The following is a 19,000-nucleotide window of genomic DNA, read 5'->3' as shown; positions in this document are numbered from 1 at the left end:
AGTAAAATCGACAATTGGACCTATAACAGCGAACAAGATACATGGACATGCACGGCTGGGCAAACGCTCCATTTCCGGAGAGGGAGTAAGGAGAAAACAGAAAGTGGGTATGAAATCGAATACCGACATTACCGAAGCTCCGGCTGCGAGGGTTGTCCGTTAAAGCCGCAGTGTACACAAGCCCAGGGTGATCGTGAGATCAAAGTTAGTATGAAGTATTTGCGGTTAAAGAGCCAGGCAAGGCAAAAACTCCGCAGTGAAGAAGGTTATGCCTTGGCCGTAAGGCGCATGATCGAGCCGGAACCTGTGTTTGGCGATATGAAGAACAACCGAGGCTTTAAAAGGTTTCTGCTTCGAGGCTTACAAAAAGTAAGTCTGGAGGTCGGCTGGCTTTCCCTTGCCCACAATTTGCTTAAGAAAGCCGCCGTAGACTCCAAAAAAGAAGGAGCTAAGCGAAAACAGCCCGCTTAGCTCCTTCTTTTTTTACAAATATCATCCTATTTTGTTGGAGAGGGTGTTCCAAAGTTTACTTTTGGGACAGCCTCTTTTCGCATGCGTCTGAGCTAGGATTTGGTTAACCCGATCAGGATTACGCCCGCCATGAGGGCCATGCTGCCCAGCAGCACCCGCATCCATACCTTGCGGCTTTTCTTCTCCTTGAAGATCAGGATGCTTCCAACGGTGGCGATCACGATGCTGACCTGGGAAATCGGAAACGAGGCCGCCACTCCAATCTTGCCGTTCGCGATGAACAGCGCCAGATTGGCGATGCTCCAGGAGAGCCCGGTGCCGAGATTCCGAATAACCATTCGGGGTCTCGGCCGCACCCCGGCGAACAGACTAAAAGCGACGGCGGAAAGGAACATGCCGGCGGATTGCGGGAGGATGACCGACAGACCGGTGATGTCGTACCACTGATTGATAATCACATAGCCGGTCAAGGCCAAGGCCGAGCACAAGAGAATGGACAGCTGTCCGAGCGTCAGCCCGCGCTTTGGCCCTGTGCTCTCTTCCTGCAGGCTGGTGATGAGCACACCGGCCAAGACGAGCGCCAGTGCGGCGATCCCGAGGAGGAACTGGAACCGGGTGGACCACTCCCCCAAGGCCAGGGCGGCAAACAAGGTGGTGCCGGTTAGCTGCAGCCCGCAAATAAAAGGAATAGCGGTGGACACGCGAATGCGCTGGAACGCTTCGAACTGAAGCAATTGGCCGATCGCCCACAGAATCCCGGAAATAAAGCTGATCGTGTAGGGGACGGGCGAGAAGGCCGTCGGCGAGGCCACATACAGACCGGCTGCAAACAATACAGCGCCGGCGGACGTGCCCAAGAGCTGTTCCCGCGGTCCGGCTTTCGTCAACTGGGCCAAAATGGGCATGAATCCCCACCCCAGAGCCGAAACAAAAGCAATGAACATGTTGAATAAACCCCTCTCTCGTATGCTGTTGTTCAATCTGCCAAAATCCTATAGCACTTGAGCAATTAACAGCAAAACGATACCAAATAAGAACGGGGTAAAATAGCGCCGGGTTTATGATGTTTATGGCAAAATCAAAGGGAATTCTGCCTGAATTCCGTCGGCGACATTCCCGTCATGCTTTTGAAGGCGCGCGAGAACGTCAATTGATCGGAATAGCCCACCGATTTGGAGATCACCAGGATCGGGTAATCGGTTTGCTGCAGCAGTTCGCAAGCTTTCCGGATCCTTAGCTCCATCATGAATTGTTTGGGCGTTTTTCCGGTTTCCTGTTTAAAAACGGAGGACAGATAGTTCGGGTGCAGCCCAAGATAGCTCGCCACGTCATGAATCTGCAGGCCGCTGTTGTAATTTTTCTCGATATAGTTCATCGCCTGGGTCGAATAGGGAATCCGCACTTCACCCTGCCGGGCCTCCCCGGCCCCGGAGTCACGCACCAGTCTGGCAAGCATCTGGTACAAGTATCCTTGGATGGCGAGGGAGGACGTCAGTTGATGGTCTCCGATCCGCAGCATTTCCAGAATGGTTGATTGAAAATAGGAGATGTCCTCGATATCCAGGACAAAAGGCTGATCCCGGCATGAGACCATGCTCCGCAGATACATTTGGGAGCGGATCCCCATGAATCCGATCCAGCAGTATTCCCACGGATCGGTGCGGTCGGCCTGATAGTAGGCGACCTCGTTCGCCGGAATCAGGAAGGCCTGGCCGGGACCGATCGCAAATTCCTTTTGTTGAATCTCCAGCCGGCCCCGTCCGCCGATGACGAAATGGATCAGATTAAATTCCCGCGCAATCGGACCGAAAGCATGGCCGGGTGCGCATTTTTCGGTGCCGCAGTTGTATAGAATCAAATCGGTGATGTTTTTGTGCTGAATGCTGGTCGTTGTGTCTACATACTGGATCATCGCACTGTTCATTCCATCGCTCCTTCCTTGTCATTAATATAGCGAAAACAAAGAGGTTAAACAAATGGAGTTAATATGACTGGCCCTATAAAACCCTTACTTCGATTATATTAAGTTTTGCTATATAACACTGGGAAAATAGCATGTAGGTCGGCTTCCGGACATGGTATTCTGATCTCGAAAAGCATCAGCCCCAATGACTCGAGCATAAAGGAGACGAACGCTTTGAACCCATACGGACAAACAGCGACAGGAATTCAGGTCAACGAACAGGAACAAACCTTTCATTTACACAACGGCGCGATCAGTTATTTGTTTCGCGTGATGGAGAACGGTCAACTGGAGCATTTATATTACGGACCGGCCCTCCGCTATCTCGGAAGCCCGGAGCGTTTCGTTGAACGCAGCTATCGGCCTGTATCGGTAGGCGAGTTCACCGGTGACCTCGTCACCTCGCTGGAAAGCATCAAACAGGAATTCCCCTCCTCCGGAAGCGGCGATTTCCGGGAAGCGGCCGTCGAGATCTTGCAGGAGGACGGTTCGCATATTATGGAATTTCAGTATGCGGGGTATGAGATTCATGCCGGGAAACCGCCGCTACCCCAGCTGCCCGCCACGTTCGTTACCGATCCCGCGGAAGCGGAGACTTTGACTATTACGCTGGTCGATCCGTTGACACAGGCTAAAGCGGCGCTGCGGTATACGATTTACAGAGACCTGCCGGTGATGACCCGCTCGGTGACGGTTACGAACGGCGGCGACCGGGTGCTGAAGATCAACCGGCTGATGAGCGCCAGCTTCGATTTGCCGGACGAGCAATTGGAGTTTATTCAACTGTCGGGCGCTTGGGGAAGGGAACGCCATGTATACCGGACCCCGCTTCGGCCCGGCGTTCAAGCGGTCGGGAGCACCAGGGGGGCCAGCGGCCACTTCCACAATCCGCTGGTGATGCTGGCCAAGCCGGACACGACGGAGCACGCGGGCGAAGTGTACAGCCTGAATCTCGTATACAGCGGTAATTTTTTGGCCCAAGTGGAAGTGGATAATTACCGGACCTCCCGGTTTATGATCGGAATCCATCCCGAGAAGTTTTGCTGGACTCTCGCTCCCGGGGACAGCTTCCATTCCCCCGAAGCGGTGATGGTCTATTCTTCCGGCGGACTGAACGCCATGAGCCAGGCTTACCACAAGCTGTATAACAACCATCTGATCCGCGGCGAGGCGGCCCGGAAAGAACGGCCCGTGCTGCTGAACAATTGGGAAGGGACCTATTTTGACTTTAATGAAAGAAAAATTCTGGACATCGCCAAGGCCGGTGCCGACCTCGGCATAGAGCTGCTGGTGCTGGACGATGGCTGGTTCGGGACGCGCAACGACGATACCACATCGCTGGGCGATTGGTTCGTGAATGAGCAGAAGCTTCCTAACGGTTTGGGGCATTTGGCCAGCGAGGTTAATAAGCTCGGCATGAAGTTCGGATTATGGTTCGAACCCGAGATGGTGAACGAGCATTCTCATTTAATGCAGGCTCACCCCGACTGGGTTGTCGGCACGCCGAACCGGAAGCGTAAACAGGGACGCCATCAGTATGTGCTTGATTTTTCCCGTCCCGAGGTGGTGGATGGCCTATTCGAACAGATGGACCGGGTGTTGTCGTCGGCCAATATCGAATATGTGAAATGGGACATGAACCGCAATATCTCGGAAGCTTATTCGGTGACCTTGGGAAGCGATCGGCAGGGGGAGTTTTTTCACCGCTATATCCTGGGGGTGTATCGACTCTACGACAAACTGATCCGCAAATATCCGCACATTCTGTTCGAATCTTGCGCCTCGGGAGGAGGCCGTTTCGATCCCGGAATGCTGTATTATGCTCCGCAAACCTGGACCAGTGACGACAGCGACGCCGTGGAGCGGCTAAAAATCCAGTACGGGACGTCGATGGCCTACCCGTTAAGCAGTATGGGAGCACATGTATCCAGTGTTCCGAACCACCAGGTCGGCCGGATGACTCCGCTTCACACCCGGGCAAATGCCGCCTATTTCGGCGTGTTCGGCTATGAATTGGACCCCGTCGGATTGACGGTGGCCGAGCGGGAGGCGATCAGGGAGCAAATCCGCTTTTACAAACGATACAGAAAGCTATTGACCGGAGGAGACTTTTTCCGTTTGCAAAGTCCGTTCGAGGAGAATGAAACCGCCTGGATGACGGTGGATGCCGATAGAGGCGAAGCCATCGTGGGTTGGTATCAGGTGTTATCCGTCCCGAACGAAGCCTATAAACGGCTCAAGCTGAAAGGGCTGCTGCCGGAGGCGGTCTACCGTGTCGAGGAACTGGATCAATCCTACTCGGGCGGCGAACTGATGAATCTGGGTCTGCTGTTGACCCCGCCCTGGAAGGAAGACATGAGCTTCAATGTGATGGAGAAGGGCGATTTTGCCTCCAGGCTGTTTACGCTCCGAAGAGAAGAGTAGGCAGACCCTTCACAAAATAGAGGGGCCTCTCCGGAAAGGAGGGGCCCCTTAGGTTTGTTTAGTTGCTGTTTCCATCAACACGTTCCGTGTCATGCTGCTGAACCGCGGTTTCCGCGAGTGCCGGTTCGTACAGCTTCGAGCGATTCTCGAACCATTTGAACAGGTGTGTGAAAATAACTTTAAGCACGGCGTAACCGGGAACGGCGAGAATAATGCCCAGGATGCCGAACAGGTTCCCGGCGGTAAGAATCACGAAGATGATCGTGATCGGGTGAATCCGCAGGGATTTGCCCATGATTTGCGGGGAGATAAATTTTCCCTCAACCAGTTGGACGACGGTCCAGACGACAATGAGTTTCAACAGCATGAGCGGCGAGGTGACGATGGCGATAATCAAGGCGGGCGTAATGGCGATGGCCGGGCCGAGATAAGGCACGATGCTTGTACATGCGGCGATGATGGCCAGAATCAGGGAGTAATCCAGCCCGATAATCAGAAAACCGATGTACAGCAATCCCCCGATACAAAAGCTGACGATAATCTGCCCCCGGATGTAGGAACTGATCTGTCCGTTCATTTCCGACATCACCCGGTTGGTTTGAGTGCGAAACCGGACAGGGACGTAACGCAATATAAAGTTCGGCAGCTTTTTCCCGTCTTTCAGCAAATAGAACAGAATGAAAGGTACCGTAATAATCGCCAAAATAAAGTCCTTCAACGCGCCCAAAAATCCGCCGATGCCGGACCAGGCGTTTTCCAGAATCGAGGTCGCTCTCTCCGAGACGGTTTCCGCGAGCTGAGTCGGATTAAAGCCTGTCGATTCCTGAATTTGATGGAAGAATTCGCTGCCGATCAGGCTTTCGAATTGCAATTGCACCTCATAGCTGTATTTCGGGAAGTTCTCGATCAAATCCATAATCTGCTCTCTTACCACCGGCACGATAGACAGGATGACGATCGTAATCAGGCCGACAATGAGCAGGTAGAGCGCGACGATCGTGTAGACCCGCGGAATCCCTTTCCGCTCAAGCCAGTCCACCAACGGGTTGAGCAGATAATAAATCGCGCCTGTCAGCAGGATCGGAAGCAGTACCGTTTTTAGAAGAACGGTGACCGGGGTAAAGATAAAGGAAACTTTGTCAAATACAAAAATATTAAGTCCGATCAGCAGTAAGATAAGCAGGAAGATGACGAACCGGTTGCCAAGGAAAAACTTTTTGAAACGTTCGCTCCAGATGTGCGCGCCCCCCATGAAAGCAAAGAACCTCCTGTCGATGTATCAAATTTTTACTATAGTTATATTACGCAAAAAATCATTTTGGTTTCAGACATTCTCAAAAAATAAAAGGATTCATGCCGCTTCGAGGTGCAAAGCGTATGAATCCAGTCCGAACGCGGTTCAAAAAAACTGCCGGTCCACCATAAGCACGACCATACCGGCCGCCACCAGCGAGAAGAGGATGCAGCCCGCTCCCAGCCCTTTGCGCGAGCCTTTGGCGAATTTAAGTCCGGTAATAAACAAAAGCACGGTGATTCCGGCAAGCACCAGGGACATGGCGATCATGGCAATCCAATACAGGCTTTCGAATAAAGCGGCTTCGGTTTCCAAAGGAATCCTCCTTCACTAAAAATCTTGCTATATAGGTTGAACTAAAGAATTGGCGTGAGGCAAGGATGTGACAGGGTTCTGATATAAAGCCCCACCGTCGGAGTCTACATCATTAACGGGAAAATATCCTGTTAATGTACCGCTCTTGGCTTTTCGGCCAGATTTAGCTGGAAAAGCTCCATCTATTTCGCGGCCCTATTGCCGAAATACACAATTTCAGGCGAATTAACGGGAGTTTTTCCGGCTAATTCGCCTCTGCAGCCGCATACGTACCAAATTAACGGGAAGAATTCCCTTTAATTCAAACCAAACATTTAGTTGCAGACAAGAGTGTGCAAAGAACCCTTTACACCGCTGTCTAATATGCAAATCAATAGTTCAGCCTATATAGCCCATTCTAACGTTAGTTTAGCATATTTGAACAAAAATGCGAGAAGAGGAAAAGAGGCACACGCCTCGGACAAACATACAAGAACCCTTTCTGCCGTTTGAGTATGAATATCGTATAACGGAAAGGGGATGGTGTCATGGCGGGAAGACAACTGGCCAATAAATGGCTGAAAACGGAAGCGCTACTCAGCAACGCGAACGTGGCCGCCCACATACCGCAAACCCGAATGTACAGTGCGGAGTCGTTAAGGAGCATGCTGCGCCAGTTTGGCATGGTGGTGATCAAGCCGCTGCGGGGCGGCGGCGGGTACGGGGTGATCAAGGTAACTTGTGCGAGAGGGATCTACTCCTTTACCTATATGTCCGCCCAAAGATCGTTCGCCAGCTTTGACGCCATGTTCAAGGCCTTAAACCGTGTCAAAGTCGGCCGGCGGTACATGATCCAGCAGGGCATCCACTTGGCGCGAATCGGCGGGCGGCCGATCGATTACAGAGTCAAGGTAGTCAAGCAGGGCGGCGTTTGGGTGTACCGTTCCATGGTCGGACGTCTGGCCAGACCCGGTTTGTTCGTTACCAATCTCTGCAAAGGGGGAACCCAACTGACAGCCAGAAAAGGGTTGGAGCTTTCGCTCCGCCGCAAAGGGGCCGGGAGCAAAAAGCGCAAGGAGATGCGAAATATTACGAGTACTTGCATTGCGATTTTGGAGTCGGCTTTTCCGGGCATCGACCAGCTCGGGTTTGACTATGGGATTGATCAGGGCGGAAAACTCTGGATTTTTGAAGTTAATACCCGGCCACAATAAAAAGATTTCGGCGGTTTATTCCAATGTTTTACAGGTTAATGGATTATACCCAAAGTTTTAACCGGAAGTAAAAAAAATTTTCGTCAAAAAATGGGTATTGGCATCCTGTGAATAACTTTTATCCACATTATCCAAAGATATTCTACAATGTGTTCCAGCGTTTGCTAACACGTTATTCACAGGATTTCCACAGACTTTTGTGGATAAGAGGAACGCTTGTTCTGATTCGGCTTTCTTGTTATGATGAGGAAAAATATAGAAAGGATGTGCTATTAATGGCGATGTTGACAGACGAGATGCTGCTTGAATCCTATCATTTGGCAACCTTGCTGGATTTGGACCGGGATTTCATCGGATTGCTGTTGGCAGAGATCCATAGACGAGATCTGATGACCGACTCGCCGATCTTACATTAGTGAGCAAGTTGTCGCGGAAATGATGGACAAGCTGGTGTCGATGAAGTCAAGGCGCTTTCCAAGCGTTGACATGATAAATATAAGCTTCGTGACAATGCGGACACATGACCACATGTTCACAGCCGGAAGGAGCTTGGGTAGTGGATGCAGAGGTATACTGATCAGCCGACCCATACGGGCTGTAGGGTCCCACGTAGTCCTGTTTTTTACCGGCATTCTCCAGGACATGCCCGCAATCGGGACACGTGGCGGTCAGCGGAGCAACACCGTTGCATAACGGGCAAATATAGGACAAGGGGTATCTCTCCTTTACAGCAAGGTTTCCTGCGTAAAGTTAAGATACCCCTTTTTGTATCATCTCATGTAGTTAGAGTTTAAGATTACTGCTGTGTCCCGGGGACAGCTTGGCTTCCGGATCGATATACACCTTGGCGTTATTGACCGCGGTCGGCGCTTCGCCGAATCCGACGGCGATCAAGTCGAGCTTGCCGGGATATGTCGTAATGTCTCCGGCCGCGAAGATGCCGGGAATCGAGCTCTCCATGCGGGAGTCGACAACGATCGAGTTGGCATCGATATCGAGCCCCCATTCCGCGATCGGTCCGAGCGAGGAGACGAATCCGAAATTGACGATGACGTCGTCGACATCGATATCTTGGGTCTCCTTCGTCTTCGTATGCGAAAGGGTGACGCGTTCGATCCGGTCGTCGCCGTGCAGGGCGGCGATTTCCGTCGGGGTGATGACCTGCACACTGGAGGCCATCAGGTTCTCCACACTGTGCTCGTGGGCGCGGAACTTGTCGCGGCGGTGAATCAGCGTGACCTGCGCGGCGATCGGCTCGAGCATAAGCGCCCAGTCTACCGCGGAATCGCCGCCGCCGCTGATCAGAACGCGGCGGCCCTGGAACTTGCTCAGATCGCTGACGAAATAGTGCAGGTTGCTCTTCTCGAATTTCGCCGCGTTCTCCAGCTCCAGCCGGCGCGGTTCAAAGGCGCCGACCCCCGCCGTAATGATCAGAGCCCGGGCATAATGCACTTCCTTGTCGGTCGTTACGACAAAATGGCGTTCATCTTTCTTCTCGATGCGCAGCACCTTCTCTTCAAGACGAATGTCCGGATCGAACCGTTTCAATTGCTCATGCAAGTTGTGGACCAATTCCTGGCCTGTAATCTTGGGAAATCCGGCGATGTCATAGATATATTTCTCTGGGTAAAGGGCGGCAACCTGTCCTCCCAGTTGCGGCATACTTTCGATTAATTTAACGGATGCTTTCCGCATTCCGCCGTAAAAAGCGGCAAACATGCCTGCCGGCCCGCCTCCGATGATGAGCAGGTCGGTAAATTCGCCGCTTGCAGTTTGGGATGACACTGGCAAACACCTCCGAATAATTTAACAAAGCTTATATTGTCATTTCTACTTTATTATAGCCCTCACTTTCCGTCTTGCAAAGTTGGACCAAGCGGGTTATGGAGAAGCCTGAAAACCCCAGTAAAACCGCGAAAAGTGGCGTAAAATAAGACTTGATCTTTTATACAAAAGCCGATATCATTCAAATGTATGTACCCAAATTTGTGACGAAATGAGTACATTTAAGGAGAACCTGGATAGATCCTGTGTATTATTTTTGATAATTATTCAGGTTCGGTTTAAAATAACTGTGACAAATATCGCACAATCGCAAAGCGCACAAATAGCGCACATAAATATGTTATTTTTACCAGAGACTATTTTTTTATGTGTTTATTTTCACATTGGAGTTTTTGGTTTTAATATCAAATATAGAGCTTTAACCCTGGAAGGAGAACAAGCCAGATGAGTACCATACCTAAGATCGTCATACTTGGAGCGGGTTATGGCGGTATTTTGACAGCGCAGAGGCTGCAGAAGGAATTGAATTATAATGAGGCCGACGTCACTCTCGTCAACCGGCATGATTACCATTACTTCACGACCCACCTACATATGCCTGCCGCGGGAACGGACTCGATCGAGCATACGCGTGTTTCGATCTCCAAGCTGATCGATGAATTCAAAATCGACCTTGTCAAATCAAATGTTCAGGAAATTCGTTTATCGGATAAAAAGGTTGTTCTCCAGGACGGGACCCTGTCCTATGATTATTTGGTGGTCGCTCTTGGCGGCGAACCGGAATCCTTCGGCATTCCCGGATTGTCCGAATACGCCATGACGATCCGGAGCATCAACTCCGTACGTCTCATCCGGCAGCATATCGAATATCAGTTTGCGCTGTTCAAGGCGGACGAAAGCCGCACGGACCGCTTGAACTTCGTCGTCGGAGGCGCCGGATTCAGCGGCATTGAGTTCGTTGCCGAATTGGCGGACCGGATTCCCAAGCTGTGCAAGGAATATGACGTCGATCCGAACATGGTGAACGTCTATAACGTGGAAGCCGCGCCTACCGTCCTTCCCGGCTTTGATCCGGAACTCGTCGACTATGCCATGGATGTTCTTCGCAAGAAGGGCGTACAGTTCAAAATTGGCGTTGCCATTAAGGAATGCAACCCGGACGGCGTGCTGCTGGCCACCGGCGAAGAAATTAAGTCCGCCACGGTCATCTGGACCGGAGGCATCCGCGGAAACCGGCTTGTTGAAGCCGCCGGATTCGAAACGGCGAGAGGCCGTGTCAAGGTCGACGATTATCTGCGTGCGCCCGGTTACGATAATGTCTTTATTATCGGCGACAATTCGCTGATGTTTAACCCGGAGGGGCGGCCGTATCCGCCGACAGCCCAAATCGCCATGCAGCAGGGAGTCACTTGCGCCCAGAACGTCGTGTCGGCGATCCGCGGCAAAGAGATGAAGAAATTCGTTTTCAGCAACAAAGGGACGGTAGCCTCCTTGGGCAAAGGCGAAGCCATCGCCTCCGCCTTCGGCAAGAAGTACAAGGGTTGGGTTGCCGCGCAGCTCAAGAAGCTGGTGGATATCCGCTATCTGTTCACGATCGGGGGCATCCCCCTCGTCCTGAAGAAAGGCAGATTCCTGTAACATGCGCCACTGCAGCGTGCAAGTCAGAGGGCTATTGACGCGGGAGGAGCTTGACCGGTACAACACCCTGATGGAGGTAGGTTCTTTCCTGGAATCCCAGGGTAAATACGATTTGGCCTATACCGTGCAGCGGGAAGTGGATATTTTGATTCTTCCGGCGATTGAGCGGTTGAAGGAGAAGAGCCGGGACCGGGACCGGGCCACGGCGGAGTTTATGGAGTCCCTGCGGGAGCGTCAAGACGGGGACGACGAGTAAAGGGTACGGCAAAAAGCGCGAGCAAACGGGGGATCCCGCGGCTCGCGCTTTTTTGAGTTTCTTTTTTACAGTTTCAGCATCTCTTCAAACAGCTGCTCATTCAACAAATTGCCGACATAGAAAGAGCCGAATTCGCCGAAGCGGGCGCTGACTTCATCAAAGCGCATCTCGTAGACCAGTTTCTTGAAATGCAAGGCGTCGTCGGAGAACAGGGTAACGCCCCACTCCCAATCATCCAGTCCGACGGACCCGGTGATGATCTGTTTGACTTTGCCGGCGTACCCGCGTCCGATCATCCCGTGGCTGCGCATCATGCTCCGCCGCTCTTCCATGGACAGCATGTACCAGTTATCGCTGAGGTCACGCTTTTTGTTCATCGGATAGAAGCAGATATGCTTCGACTTCGGCAGAATCGGCTGGAGCCGGGCCATCACTTCCGGATTCGCTTTCGGATCGCCGTCTCCGGAGCCCATGTAATTGCTCAATTCCACGATGCTGACGTAAGAATAGGCTTTCGTTGTATACTGGGCGAACGTCGTCTTGTTAAAAGCGTTCTCCAGCGCGTTCAATTCCTCCAACGTCTCGCGCAGATGCATAAATACGAAATCCGCTTTTTGGCCCACGATGGAGTACACGGCGGTGCTGCCTTTACCTTCCTGCTCAAAGGCGTTCCATTCCTGAAGGAATTGGTGCAGATCCTCCAGAGCACCCGCCCGTTCCTCGTCATCCGCCGCTTTCCAGGCCGACCAATCGATGGAACGGAAATCGTGCAAGGCGTACCATCCCTCCAATGTCAAGGCGGCTTCGTTCATAGGGGATCACTCCTGTATCATCAAATTGTTCATCATCTAAAAAACCGGATGCACTTTCCTTATTGTATCCTAATGGGGAGGAGTGGGGCAAACGAATTCATCGCTCTTTCAGGTAATGTTCATTGATTCGCAACATATTTTTTAGTAAACTATCTACTAGTTCTTATAGGTGTGATCTAAATTATAGTGCGATTCTGAAAGGGTGGGAACATAGGTGGGTTGGCTCATTGTTTTAGTGCTGATGGTTCTGTTCTTTGTCATGATGTTCGGCATCGGCTTTATTTTGAATATGCTAATGAAAACAACCTGGTTTCCTGCGTATATTTTCATACTTGTCATTCTGCCGATCGTAGTGTACAGCCTTTGGGGGCATGATCAAACCTTCGGGGCCTATCTGGCTTCCTTTGGACTCGTCGATTATCTGACCGCGCTGGCGGGTTTGGCCGGCGCAATTCTAAGCGGATGGACGATCCGCAAGCTGCGTTTGGGCGGATACAAAATGTTCTAAGTCTACTCTGACGGAAATGGGACCGCAAGTAGGGCTCCGGGCTGAGGCCCGGAGCTTTTTTTGGCTCGACGGCACACCTGATGGCTTACATTAACGGGAAAACCTCCTGTTAATTTTCAGTTTTGGGCCATGGGCCCGATTTTAGATAGAAAAACTCCATCTATTTCGTGGCCCAACCGCTGATATCCCCTGGTTATAGGCGAATTAGCGGGAGTTTTTCCGGCTAATTTGCCTCTGCAGCCGCATAAGCATCCAAATAACGGGAGGAATTCCCGTTATTCTGGCTGCCTCGCTCCCTCAGGCGATAGCGCCTCTGTCCAGTCTATGAAATGATGTCCTCCCCGCCAGATTTAGCCAAAAAGAAAGCATGCCCGTCTGCCGGGGTGCAGGAGGGGATTTTTCCGCGTTTTTTGTAAAGTTTTAACGATTCGGGTCGCCCCGATTTGTGATAGAATAGAAAAAGTCTCAAAGTACGAGAAATGGGAAGGAGCGATGAAGCCGTGCGCATGAACAACATGCTGCATTTTACCGAAAATCACCGATACTGCGTTTACCGTGACTTCTCACTCAGTCCCGTGGATGATAAAATGCTCGGATTGATTTATCAGCCGATGGTCGGTGCGCTGGCCATCGCGTTTTACCGGCTGCTGGCGGAACAGGTTCCGATCGATCAAGTGGGGTACTCGGCCGTGGAGCAGCAGAGGGGCCTTTTTTTGACGATGGGCCTGGAACCCGGCGATAAAGGTCGCGCGTGTTTAATCGAGCAGGCTTCCAAGCTGGAAGCGGTGGGATTGCTGCAAACGAGCCGTCTGTACATACCGGACAGCGACGATTATTTGTATGAATACGAACTTCAGGCGCCGCTGTCCCCGGCCGAATTTTTTCGAACCCAGCATCTGACGCTGCTGCTGCGCGACAAAATCGGCAAGTTTGCGGTCTTATCGCTGCGTGAGCGCTTCTTCCGGATGGAGCCCGGCGACATGTACGGCCTGAATTACAATAAAGAAAATATCTCCGTTCCGTTCTATGAAATTTTCGAACTGAACGCGCATTCGATAGATTATGAGTTGGAGCAGGCGATCGCGGAAACGTCCATCGCGAGACAGCCCGGACTCAAGGCCGTCGAGGAAGAGGCGGCGATCAATTACGCCGACATCATCCTCCGCTTCCCGCGGGAATCCGTAAACCGCGCCTACGTGGAGAAGCTTCGCTTCGATCCCGAGGGCATGGGCATCGTCAATTACGTGGCCCGCAAATACGACCTCAGCGTGCAGGACCTGTCCCGCCTGCTGGATGAAGACGGGGTATTCGATCCTGTGGCCGGCAATTTGCTGCTGGATGAGCTGCAGCACAAGGCCAACTTGCATTTCCGGCAGGGCAAACGCCGCCGGGAGGAACGGGAGGTTGCCTTCGCCAAGGTCGTGACCTTGCGCGGCGAAGATTCAAGGGGAGCCGAAGCGGCGCACGCGCAGGAGGAAGTCGCCGTGCAGATGGAGTTCTATGTGGAAGTTCCGCCGCAGTTTCAGAGCAAATGCGATGTGCATCAGTATAATATGATGCTGAGGAACGAGCCTTACACCCGTTTGCTGAAAACTTTTTTCCCGGGCGCGGTGCCCGATAACCTACTCGATATTTTCGAGAAAATCGATTTGAACTACAAGCTGCCGGGCGAAGTCATCAATGTGCTGATTCATTATCTGATGGCCTTGCTGACTTCGGGGGGCGAACAGCGGATCAACCGCAATTTTGTCGATGCCATCGCTTCGAACATGCTGTTGAAACAGATCAACACCTATGAGAAGGCGGTGCAGTATATTCGCGACCAGGCAAAGGTGAAGGATAAAGTCGCCGCCTCATCCAACGCTACCGCCGGAGGCCGGGGAAGGACTTATGGCAGCCGCGGAGCGAAGCCGAAGCCGGAAATTCCGATCGTCCAGAGTACGGGGGCGGAGCAGGCCGTTTCGGAAGAGGAATTTGCCGAACTGCTGAAAATGGCCGAACAAATGAAAGCGAGCAAGAAGAAAGGGTAATCACGCCAAGTCGCTGGTACCCCATCAGACAACCTTGATAACATAGAATTCCTGCATATATGCATGTTTTTTTCTTGTTCGGAACAAAAATTTGAGAATTCCTGCAATTCTGCAGGAATTTTCGATGAAACCGGCTCGTTTCTCTAAAATCGCAATAGAAATTCCTGCAGATTCTGCATCTTTTTTCGCATCCCCTCGTGAATTGGCGTAAATACCTGCAGATTTGCATCTTTTGGAGTTGGAAAGATGGGGAGTGTTGGAATTGCACTAGGGACCTTGATAGCCCATGGGCCTAATACGATTTGGATGTCTGTGGGCGTGAGACTGCGTACTTATCAAGAATCTCACTCCAAATCATAGTTGAAGCAGCGTATTCTCATTTTCTCCTACTACGATGTCTGATGAGGTACGAGACTCCCCCTTTATTAACCTTTATGGCGCGGAGGCTGTAGGTAATTAAACTCACGAAAGGAAGAAGGTGAACAACCATGGAGTCCCTCGGGGAATTGCTGTCGCAAATCAAAAGTCCGCAGCTGCGGCGCCGGTCGGAGGAATTAAACGCAAGGATGCTGAACGAGCCTTTAGTCCGTGATTTATGCATCCGCCACCCCGAGCTGCAGGAAGAGCAGCTGATTCGCGGGATGGCCAAGCTGTACCAATATGTGAACGACAGCCGGCGTTGTGCGAATTGTCCCGGGCTGGAGCGCTGCCCGAACGATTTTCCCGGGCATTTTACCAAATTAACCGTTGAGCAAATCGGAACCGGGCCCCAATTGGTGGATCATCAGGTTCCCTGTCCCAAACAGTTGCGCCATGAGCATGAAATCTCCGTCAAGAAACGGATTCGCAGTTTTTATGTCGATGAAAGAGCCCTGCAGCTAGGCTATGACGAAGTGGAGATTATGGCCAAGGATAGCATGAGGGCTCCGGCCGTGAGCCAGATTTTCAAGTATATCAACGAGACGAAAGAATCGGGTTTAAAGACGCGGGGCTTGTATCTGGAAGGTCATTTCGGCACGGGGAAAACCTTTCTGATGTGTTATTTGCTGCATGAATTGGCGAAGGAAGGCTATTCCGGAGTGATCGTCTATATGCCCGAGTTCGTGGAGGACCTGAAGTCCATGCTGCAGGACAGCCAAAAGCTGAAAGAGACGACCGAGGTTATGAAGCAGGCGGATCTGCTGATTTTCGACGATATCGGCGCGGAGAATCTGAATCCTTGGGTGCGGGACCATGTGATGGGCTCGATTTTGAATTATCGGATGAACCGTAAGCCTACTTTTTATACATCGAACTATTCCTTAAACGTACTTGAGAAACACCTCAGCTTTACCAGCAAGGACGGCGAGGAGCTGCACAAGGGGCAGCGGCTGATGGACCGGATCGCCCCGTTTGTGGATGTCGTCACCGTCAGAGGGACGAATAAACGCGGACGCGATTAAAGGAATAACGAAGAGCCGGGCTCTCCCGCTGAAGGAGAGCCCGGCTCTTTTTGCATCTTTTGCGCCTTAGCCGGCAATAAATTTCACGATGACCATACCGAAGAACACAACGGCCATAAACGTGAGCATTCCGAAGAAACCGTTCATCAAATCGAAGAGATCGTTACGGGGTTCTTCATTGATATGCTCCCGGGGATCGTTCACATGCGTATTTGCATCCATGGCGACGCGGCCTCCTCGCAAAATAAACTCGTTGTCAATAATAAACATCATAGACAATTCGTTTTTGGGTTATTATTAGTATAACCAATCGCTTTGAAATTTGTAAAGAAGGCGTCTTCATTACGATTTTTCTTTTACTAAAAAAATGTGGTATAATTGTCAACACGCACGCCTGCTTAGATGGTAGTGCTCTTTAATGCTAATCATTCCAGAGAATATGTTCGGAAAACCGTGGTGACTTCCGGGCACAAATATAAGGAGGAGATTGCAAATGGCAATTGTTAATGTATCCGATCAAACATTCAATAACGAAGTCGAAGGGCAAGGCATCGTATTGGTGGATTTCTGGGCTCCTTGGTGCGGTCCCTGCAAAATGATCGCTCCGATTCTGGAGGAGTTGGACGGTGAAATCGGCGATTCCGTGAAGATCGCCAAGGTCAATGTGGACGATAATCCCGAGTCCGCTTCCCGTTTCGGCGTAATGAGCATTCCTACCTTGATTCTGTTCAAGGACGGTCAACCCGTGGACAAAGTCGTGGGCTTGAATCCGAAGGATAAGCTGAAGAGTCTGATCGCCAAACATCAATAAGGTCAAGAAGAATGCATCCTTGAACGCTTGGTCTGCGCCTCCGGCATGTCCCGGGGGCGCTTTCTGCGTAAAAGTAGGCAATTTGTTCCATGTGGGGGAGGAGGCTTTAAAGCATGGATTCCGTATCGAATGAAGCTCCGGAGCAGGAGAAGGAGCGGGAACAGGACAAGGAGAAGGCGATGGAGAACATCCGCCATAAGCTCGCTCTGCTGCCGGATTTGCCCGGCTGTTACCTGATGAAGAACAAAGACGGGAAGATTATCTATGTCGGCAAGGCGAAGGTGCTGAAGAACCGGGTGCGTTCCTATTTTACCGGGAGTCATGACGGCAAGACCCAGCGTCTGGTTTCCGAAATCCGGGATTTCGAATATATCGTGACCGGCAGCAACATGGAAGCGCTCATTCTGGAGTGCAACCTGATCAAAACCCATTATCCGCGTTATAACGTATTGCTAAAAGACGACAAGACGTTTCCTTATATCAAAATAACGAATGAAACCCATCCGCGCCTGGAAGTCACCCGCCGGGTGGTTAAAGATAAAGCCAAGTACTTCGGACCGTATCCGAACGCCTATGCGGCCCAACAGACCAAGAAGCTGCTTGACCGGATGTATCCGCTGCGCAAATGCAATGTGATGCCGAAGGAAGTCTGTCTGTACTACCATATGGGCCAGTGTTTAGCGCCCTGCGAAAAAGAAGTCCCGCCATCGGAATATGAGAAGATGACGCAGGAGATCCATTCTTTCTTGAGCGGCGGTCATGAGGAAATCCGTAAAGACTTGGAGCGGAAAATGCATGAAGCCGCTGAAGAGCTGTATTTTGAGCGTGCCAAAGAATTAAGGGATCAAATCCAGAATATCGACGCGCTGATGGAAAAACAGAAGATCACCACGGCCGACGCCAAGGACCGCGACGTGTTCGGCTATGCGGTGGACAAAGGCTGGATGTGCGTACAGATTCTTTATATGCGCCAGGGAAAAATGATCGAGCGCCATGCCTCGGTATTTCCTTTTTACGGGGAGGCGTACAGCGATTTTCTGTCCTACGTGACGCAGTATTACAGCGACAACCCGGCGCTGCCCAAGGAAATCCTGCTTCCGGACAAGGCGGAGTCCGCGGACGCCGCTGAGGAAAGCGGGACGCGGCGGAACGCCTCGGATGGTGGCGAAGGCGGAGGTGGCGCGGAAACGCTGTTGGACGCGGACAGCGGTGCTACGGCGCTGCAGGAGTGGCTCGGCGTGAAGACGCTTGTTCCGCAGCGTGGTCTCAAGCGGCAGATGGTGACGATGGCCGAGGAGAATGCGCGCGTGGCGCTGGCAGAGAAGTTCCGCCTGATCGAGCGGGACGAAGAGCGGACGATGGGCGCGGCCATGAACCTGGGCCAGGCCATCGGCCTGGAGCAATTGTCGCGGATCGAGGCGTTCGACAACTCGAATATCCAGGGGACCAATCCGGTATCCGCGATGGTTGTCTTTATCGACGGGAAACCGGCCAAAAAGGAATACCGGAAATACAAAATCCGGACCGTTCAGGGTCCGGACGATTACGAAACGATGCGCGAGGTCATTCGCCGCAGATACGAGCGTGTTCTGAAGGAGAACCTGCCCCAGCCGGACCTGATCATCGTGGACGGCGGCAGAGGGCAGATTTCCGCGGCGATCGACGTGCTGGAGAACGAGCTCGGCCTGTTTATTCCGGTGGGCGGTCTGGTCAAGGACGCCAAGCACCGGACGGCCCAGCTCATGGTGGGGGAACCGCCCGAGCCGGTGCACCTGCCGCGCGACAGCCAGGAGTTCTATCTGCTGCAGCGGATTCAGGATGAGGTCCACCGCTTCGCGATCTCATTTCACCGGGAGCAGCGCGGCAAATCGATGGTCGTTTCGAAGCTGGATGCCATTCCCGGCATCGGGGAGAAGCGGCGGAAAGCGCTGTTGAAGCATTTCGGCTCGCTCAAAAAAATAAAAGAGGCCTCCGTCGAAGACTTCCGGCCCCTTTCCATCGGCGATAAGCTCGCCAACCAAATCATTCAAGCCCTGCGGGAGGAGGAGTCGCTATAGC

18 protein-coding genes are annotated in these 19,000 nt (G+C 52.0%); 11 read left to right on the top strand and 7 right to left on the bottom strand.

The genetic code is table 11. The annotated features are described in order from the left end of the window. Positions 1-471 (top strand): transposase (locus V4U88_RS26230; RefSeq protein ID WP_334075811.1); only part of this gene is annotated, 471 nt, incomplete at its 5' end. A gap of 92 nt (positions 472-563) precedes the next feature. Here V4U88_RS26230 and V4U88_RS26225 read toward each other — a convergent pair. Continuing rightward, positions 564-1,415, bottom strand: coding sequence for a GRP family sugar transporter (locus tag V4U88_RS26225; RefSeq protein WP_334076142.1), 852 nt, complete (start codon positions 1,413-1,415; stop codon positions 564-566). Between the two features lie 134 nt (positions 1,416-1,549). Then, the gene (locus V4U88_RS26220) at positions 1,550-2,395 is read right to left on the bottom strand and encodes an AraC family transcriptional regulator (RefSeq protein ID WP_334076141.1); all 846 of its coding nucleotides are present in this window, start codon (positions 2,393-2,395) and stop codon (positions 1,550-1,552) included. A 312-nt stretch (positions 2,396-2,707) separates the two neighbouring features. On the opposite strand from V4U88_RS26220, the gene V4U88_RS26215 reads away from it, so the two are divergent. Next, complete coding sequence (locus V4U88_RS26215; RefSeq protein ID WP_334076144.1) at positions 2,708-4,858, top strand: alpha-galactosidase; 2,151 nt, start codon at positions 2,708-2,710, stop codon at positions 4,856-4,858. Between the two features lie 58 nt (positions 4,859-4,916). Here V4U88_RS26215 and V4U88_RS26210 read toward each other — a convergent pair whose 3' ends face one another. Both V4U88_RS26210 and V4U88_RS26205 read right to left on the bottom strand, forming a co-directional pair. Continuing rightward, positions 4,917-6,110, bottom strand: a complete 1,194-nt coding sequence (locus V4U88_RS26210; RefSeq protein WP_334076140.1) for an AI-2E family transporter — start codon at positions 6,108-6,110, stop codon at positions 4,917-4,919. A gap of 147 nt (positions 6,111-6,257) precedes the next feature. Next, positions 6,258-6,467, bottom strand: a complete 210-nt coding sequence (locus V4U88_RS26205; RefSeq protein WP_334076139.1) for a hypothetical protein — start codon at positions 6,465-6,467, stop codon at positions 6,258-6,260. A gap of 527 nt (positions 6,468-6,994) precedes the next feature. Between V4U88_RS26205 and V4U88_RS26200 the strand changes: the two genes are divergently transcribed. Both V4U88_RS26200 and sda read left to right on the top strand, forming a co-directional pair. Next, positions 6,995-7,660, top strand: a complete 666-nt coding sequence (locus tag V4U88_RS26200; protein ID WP_334076138.1) for a YheC/YheD family protein — start codon at positions 6,995-6,997, stop codon at positions 7,658-7,660. Positions 7,661-7,935: 275 nt separating this feature from the next. After that, positions 7,936-8,076 carry a sporulation histidine kinase inhibitor Sda gene (sda, locus tag V4U88_RS26195; RefSeq protein ID WP_334076137.1) on the top strand — a complete coding sequence of 47 codons (141 nt, stop codon included), beginning with the start codon at positions 7,936-7,938 and terminating at the stop codon, positions 8,074-8,076. A gap of 367 nt (positions 8,077-8,443) precedes the next feature. Here sda and V4U88_RS26190 read toward each other — a convergent pair whose 3' ends face one another. Continuing rightward, positions 8,444-9,445, bottom strand: coding sequence for an NAD(P)/FAD-dependent oxidoreductase (locus tag V4U88_RS26190; RefSeq protein ID WP_334076136.1), 1,002 nt, complete (start codon positions 9,443-9,445; stop codon positions 8,444-8,446). A 444-nt stretch (positions 9,446-9,889) separates the two neighbouring features. Between V4U88_RS26190 and V4U88_RS26185 the strand changes: the two genes are divergently transcribed. Together V4U88_RS26185 and V4U88_RS26180 are read left to right on the top strand one after the other, a co-directional pair. Next, positions 9,890-11,083: an NAD(P)/FAD-dependent oxidoreductase gene (locus V4U88_RS26185; protein ID WP_334076135.1), complete on the top strand. Its 1,194-nt coding sequence runs from the start codon at positions 9,890-9,892 to the stop codon at positions 11,081-11,083. A 1-nt stretch (position 11,084) separates the two neighbouring features. Next, complete coding sequence (locus V4U88_RS26180; protein WP_334076134.1) at positions 11,085-11,339, top strand: hypothetical protein; 255 nt, start codon at positions 11,085-11,087, stop codon at positions 11,337-11,339. A gap of 65 nt (positions 11,340-11,404) precedes the next feature. Here the strand turns inward: V4U88_RS26180 and hemQ are convergent, their stop codons facing one another. Continuing rightward, positions 11,405-12,151: a hydrogen peroxide-dependent heme synthase gene (gene hemQ / locus V4U88_RS26175; protein ID WP_334076133.1), complete on the bottom strand. Its 747-nt coding sequence runs from the start codon at positions 12,149-12,151 to the stop codon at positions 11,405-11,407. 214 nt (positions 12,152-12,365) lie between these two features. On the opposite strand from hemQ, the gene V4U88_RS26170 reads away from it, so the two are divergent. The 3 genes from V4U88_RS26170 (at position 12,366) to dnaI (ending at position 16,131) form a co-directional block, all read left to right on the top strand. Beyond that, the gene (locus V4U88_RS26170; protein ID WP_334076132.1) at positions 12,366-12,659 is read left to right on the top strand and encodes a YuiB family protein; all 294 of its coding nucleotides are present in this window, start codon (positions 12,366-12,368) and stop codon (positions 12,657-12,659) included. Positions 12,660-13,159: 500 nt separating this feature from the next. Beyond that, the gene (locus tag V4U88_RS26165; RefSeq protein ID WP_334076143.1) at positions 13,160-14,689 is read left to right on the top strand and encodes a DnaD domain protein; all 1,530 of its coding nucleotides are present in this window, start codon (positions 13,160-13,162) and stop codon (positions 14,687-14,689) included. 488 nt (positions 14,690-15,177) lie between these two features. After that, the gene (dnaI, locus tag V4U88_RS26160; RefSeq protein ID WP_334076131.1) at positions 15,178-16,131 is read left to right on the top strand and encodes a primosomal protein DnaI; all 954 of its coding nucleotides are present in this window, start codon (positions 15,178-15,180) and stop codon (positions 16,129-16,131) included. 66 nt (positions 16,132-16,197) lie between these two features. Here dnaI and V4U88_RS26155 read toward each other — a convergent pair whose 3' ends face one another. After that, positions 16,198-16,353: a YqzM family protein gene (locus tag V4U88_RS26155; RefSeq protein ID WP_148456859.1), complete on the bottom strand. Its 156-nt coding sequence runs from the start codon at positions 16,351-16,353 to the stop codon at positions 16,198-16,200. Between the two features lie 271 nt (positions 16,354-16,624). Between V4U88_RS26155 and trxA the strand changes: the two genes are divergently transcribed. Both trxA and uvrC read left to right on the top strand, forming a co-directional pair. Next, positions 16,625-16,942, top strand: a complete 318-nt coding sequence (gene trxA / locus V4U88_RS26150; protein WP_334076130.1) for a thioredoxin — start codon at positions 16,625-16,627, stop codon at positions 16,940-16,942. A gap of 113 nt (positions 16,943-17,055) precedes the next feature. Further along, positions 17,056-18,999, top strand: a complete 1,944-nt coding sequence (gene uvrC / locus V4U88_RS26145; protein ID WP_334076129.1) for an excinuclease ABC subunit UvrC — start codon at positions 17,056-17,058, stop codon at positions 18,997-18,999. The last annotated feature ends 1 nt before the right edge of the window (position 19,000 follow it).

The organism is Paenibacillus sp. A14, assembly GCF_036864815.1.
Lineage (GTDB): Bacteria > Bacillota > Bacilli > Paenibacillales > Paenibacillaceae > Fontibacillus > Fontibacillus sanfengchensis.
Note: the sequence above shows the minus strand (reverse complement) of the source record. Positions and strands in the feature narration are given on the sequence as shown.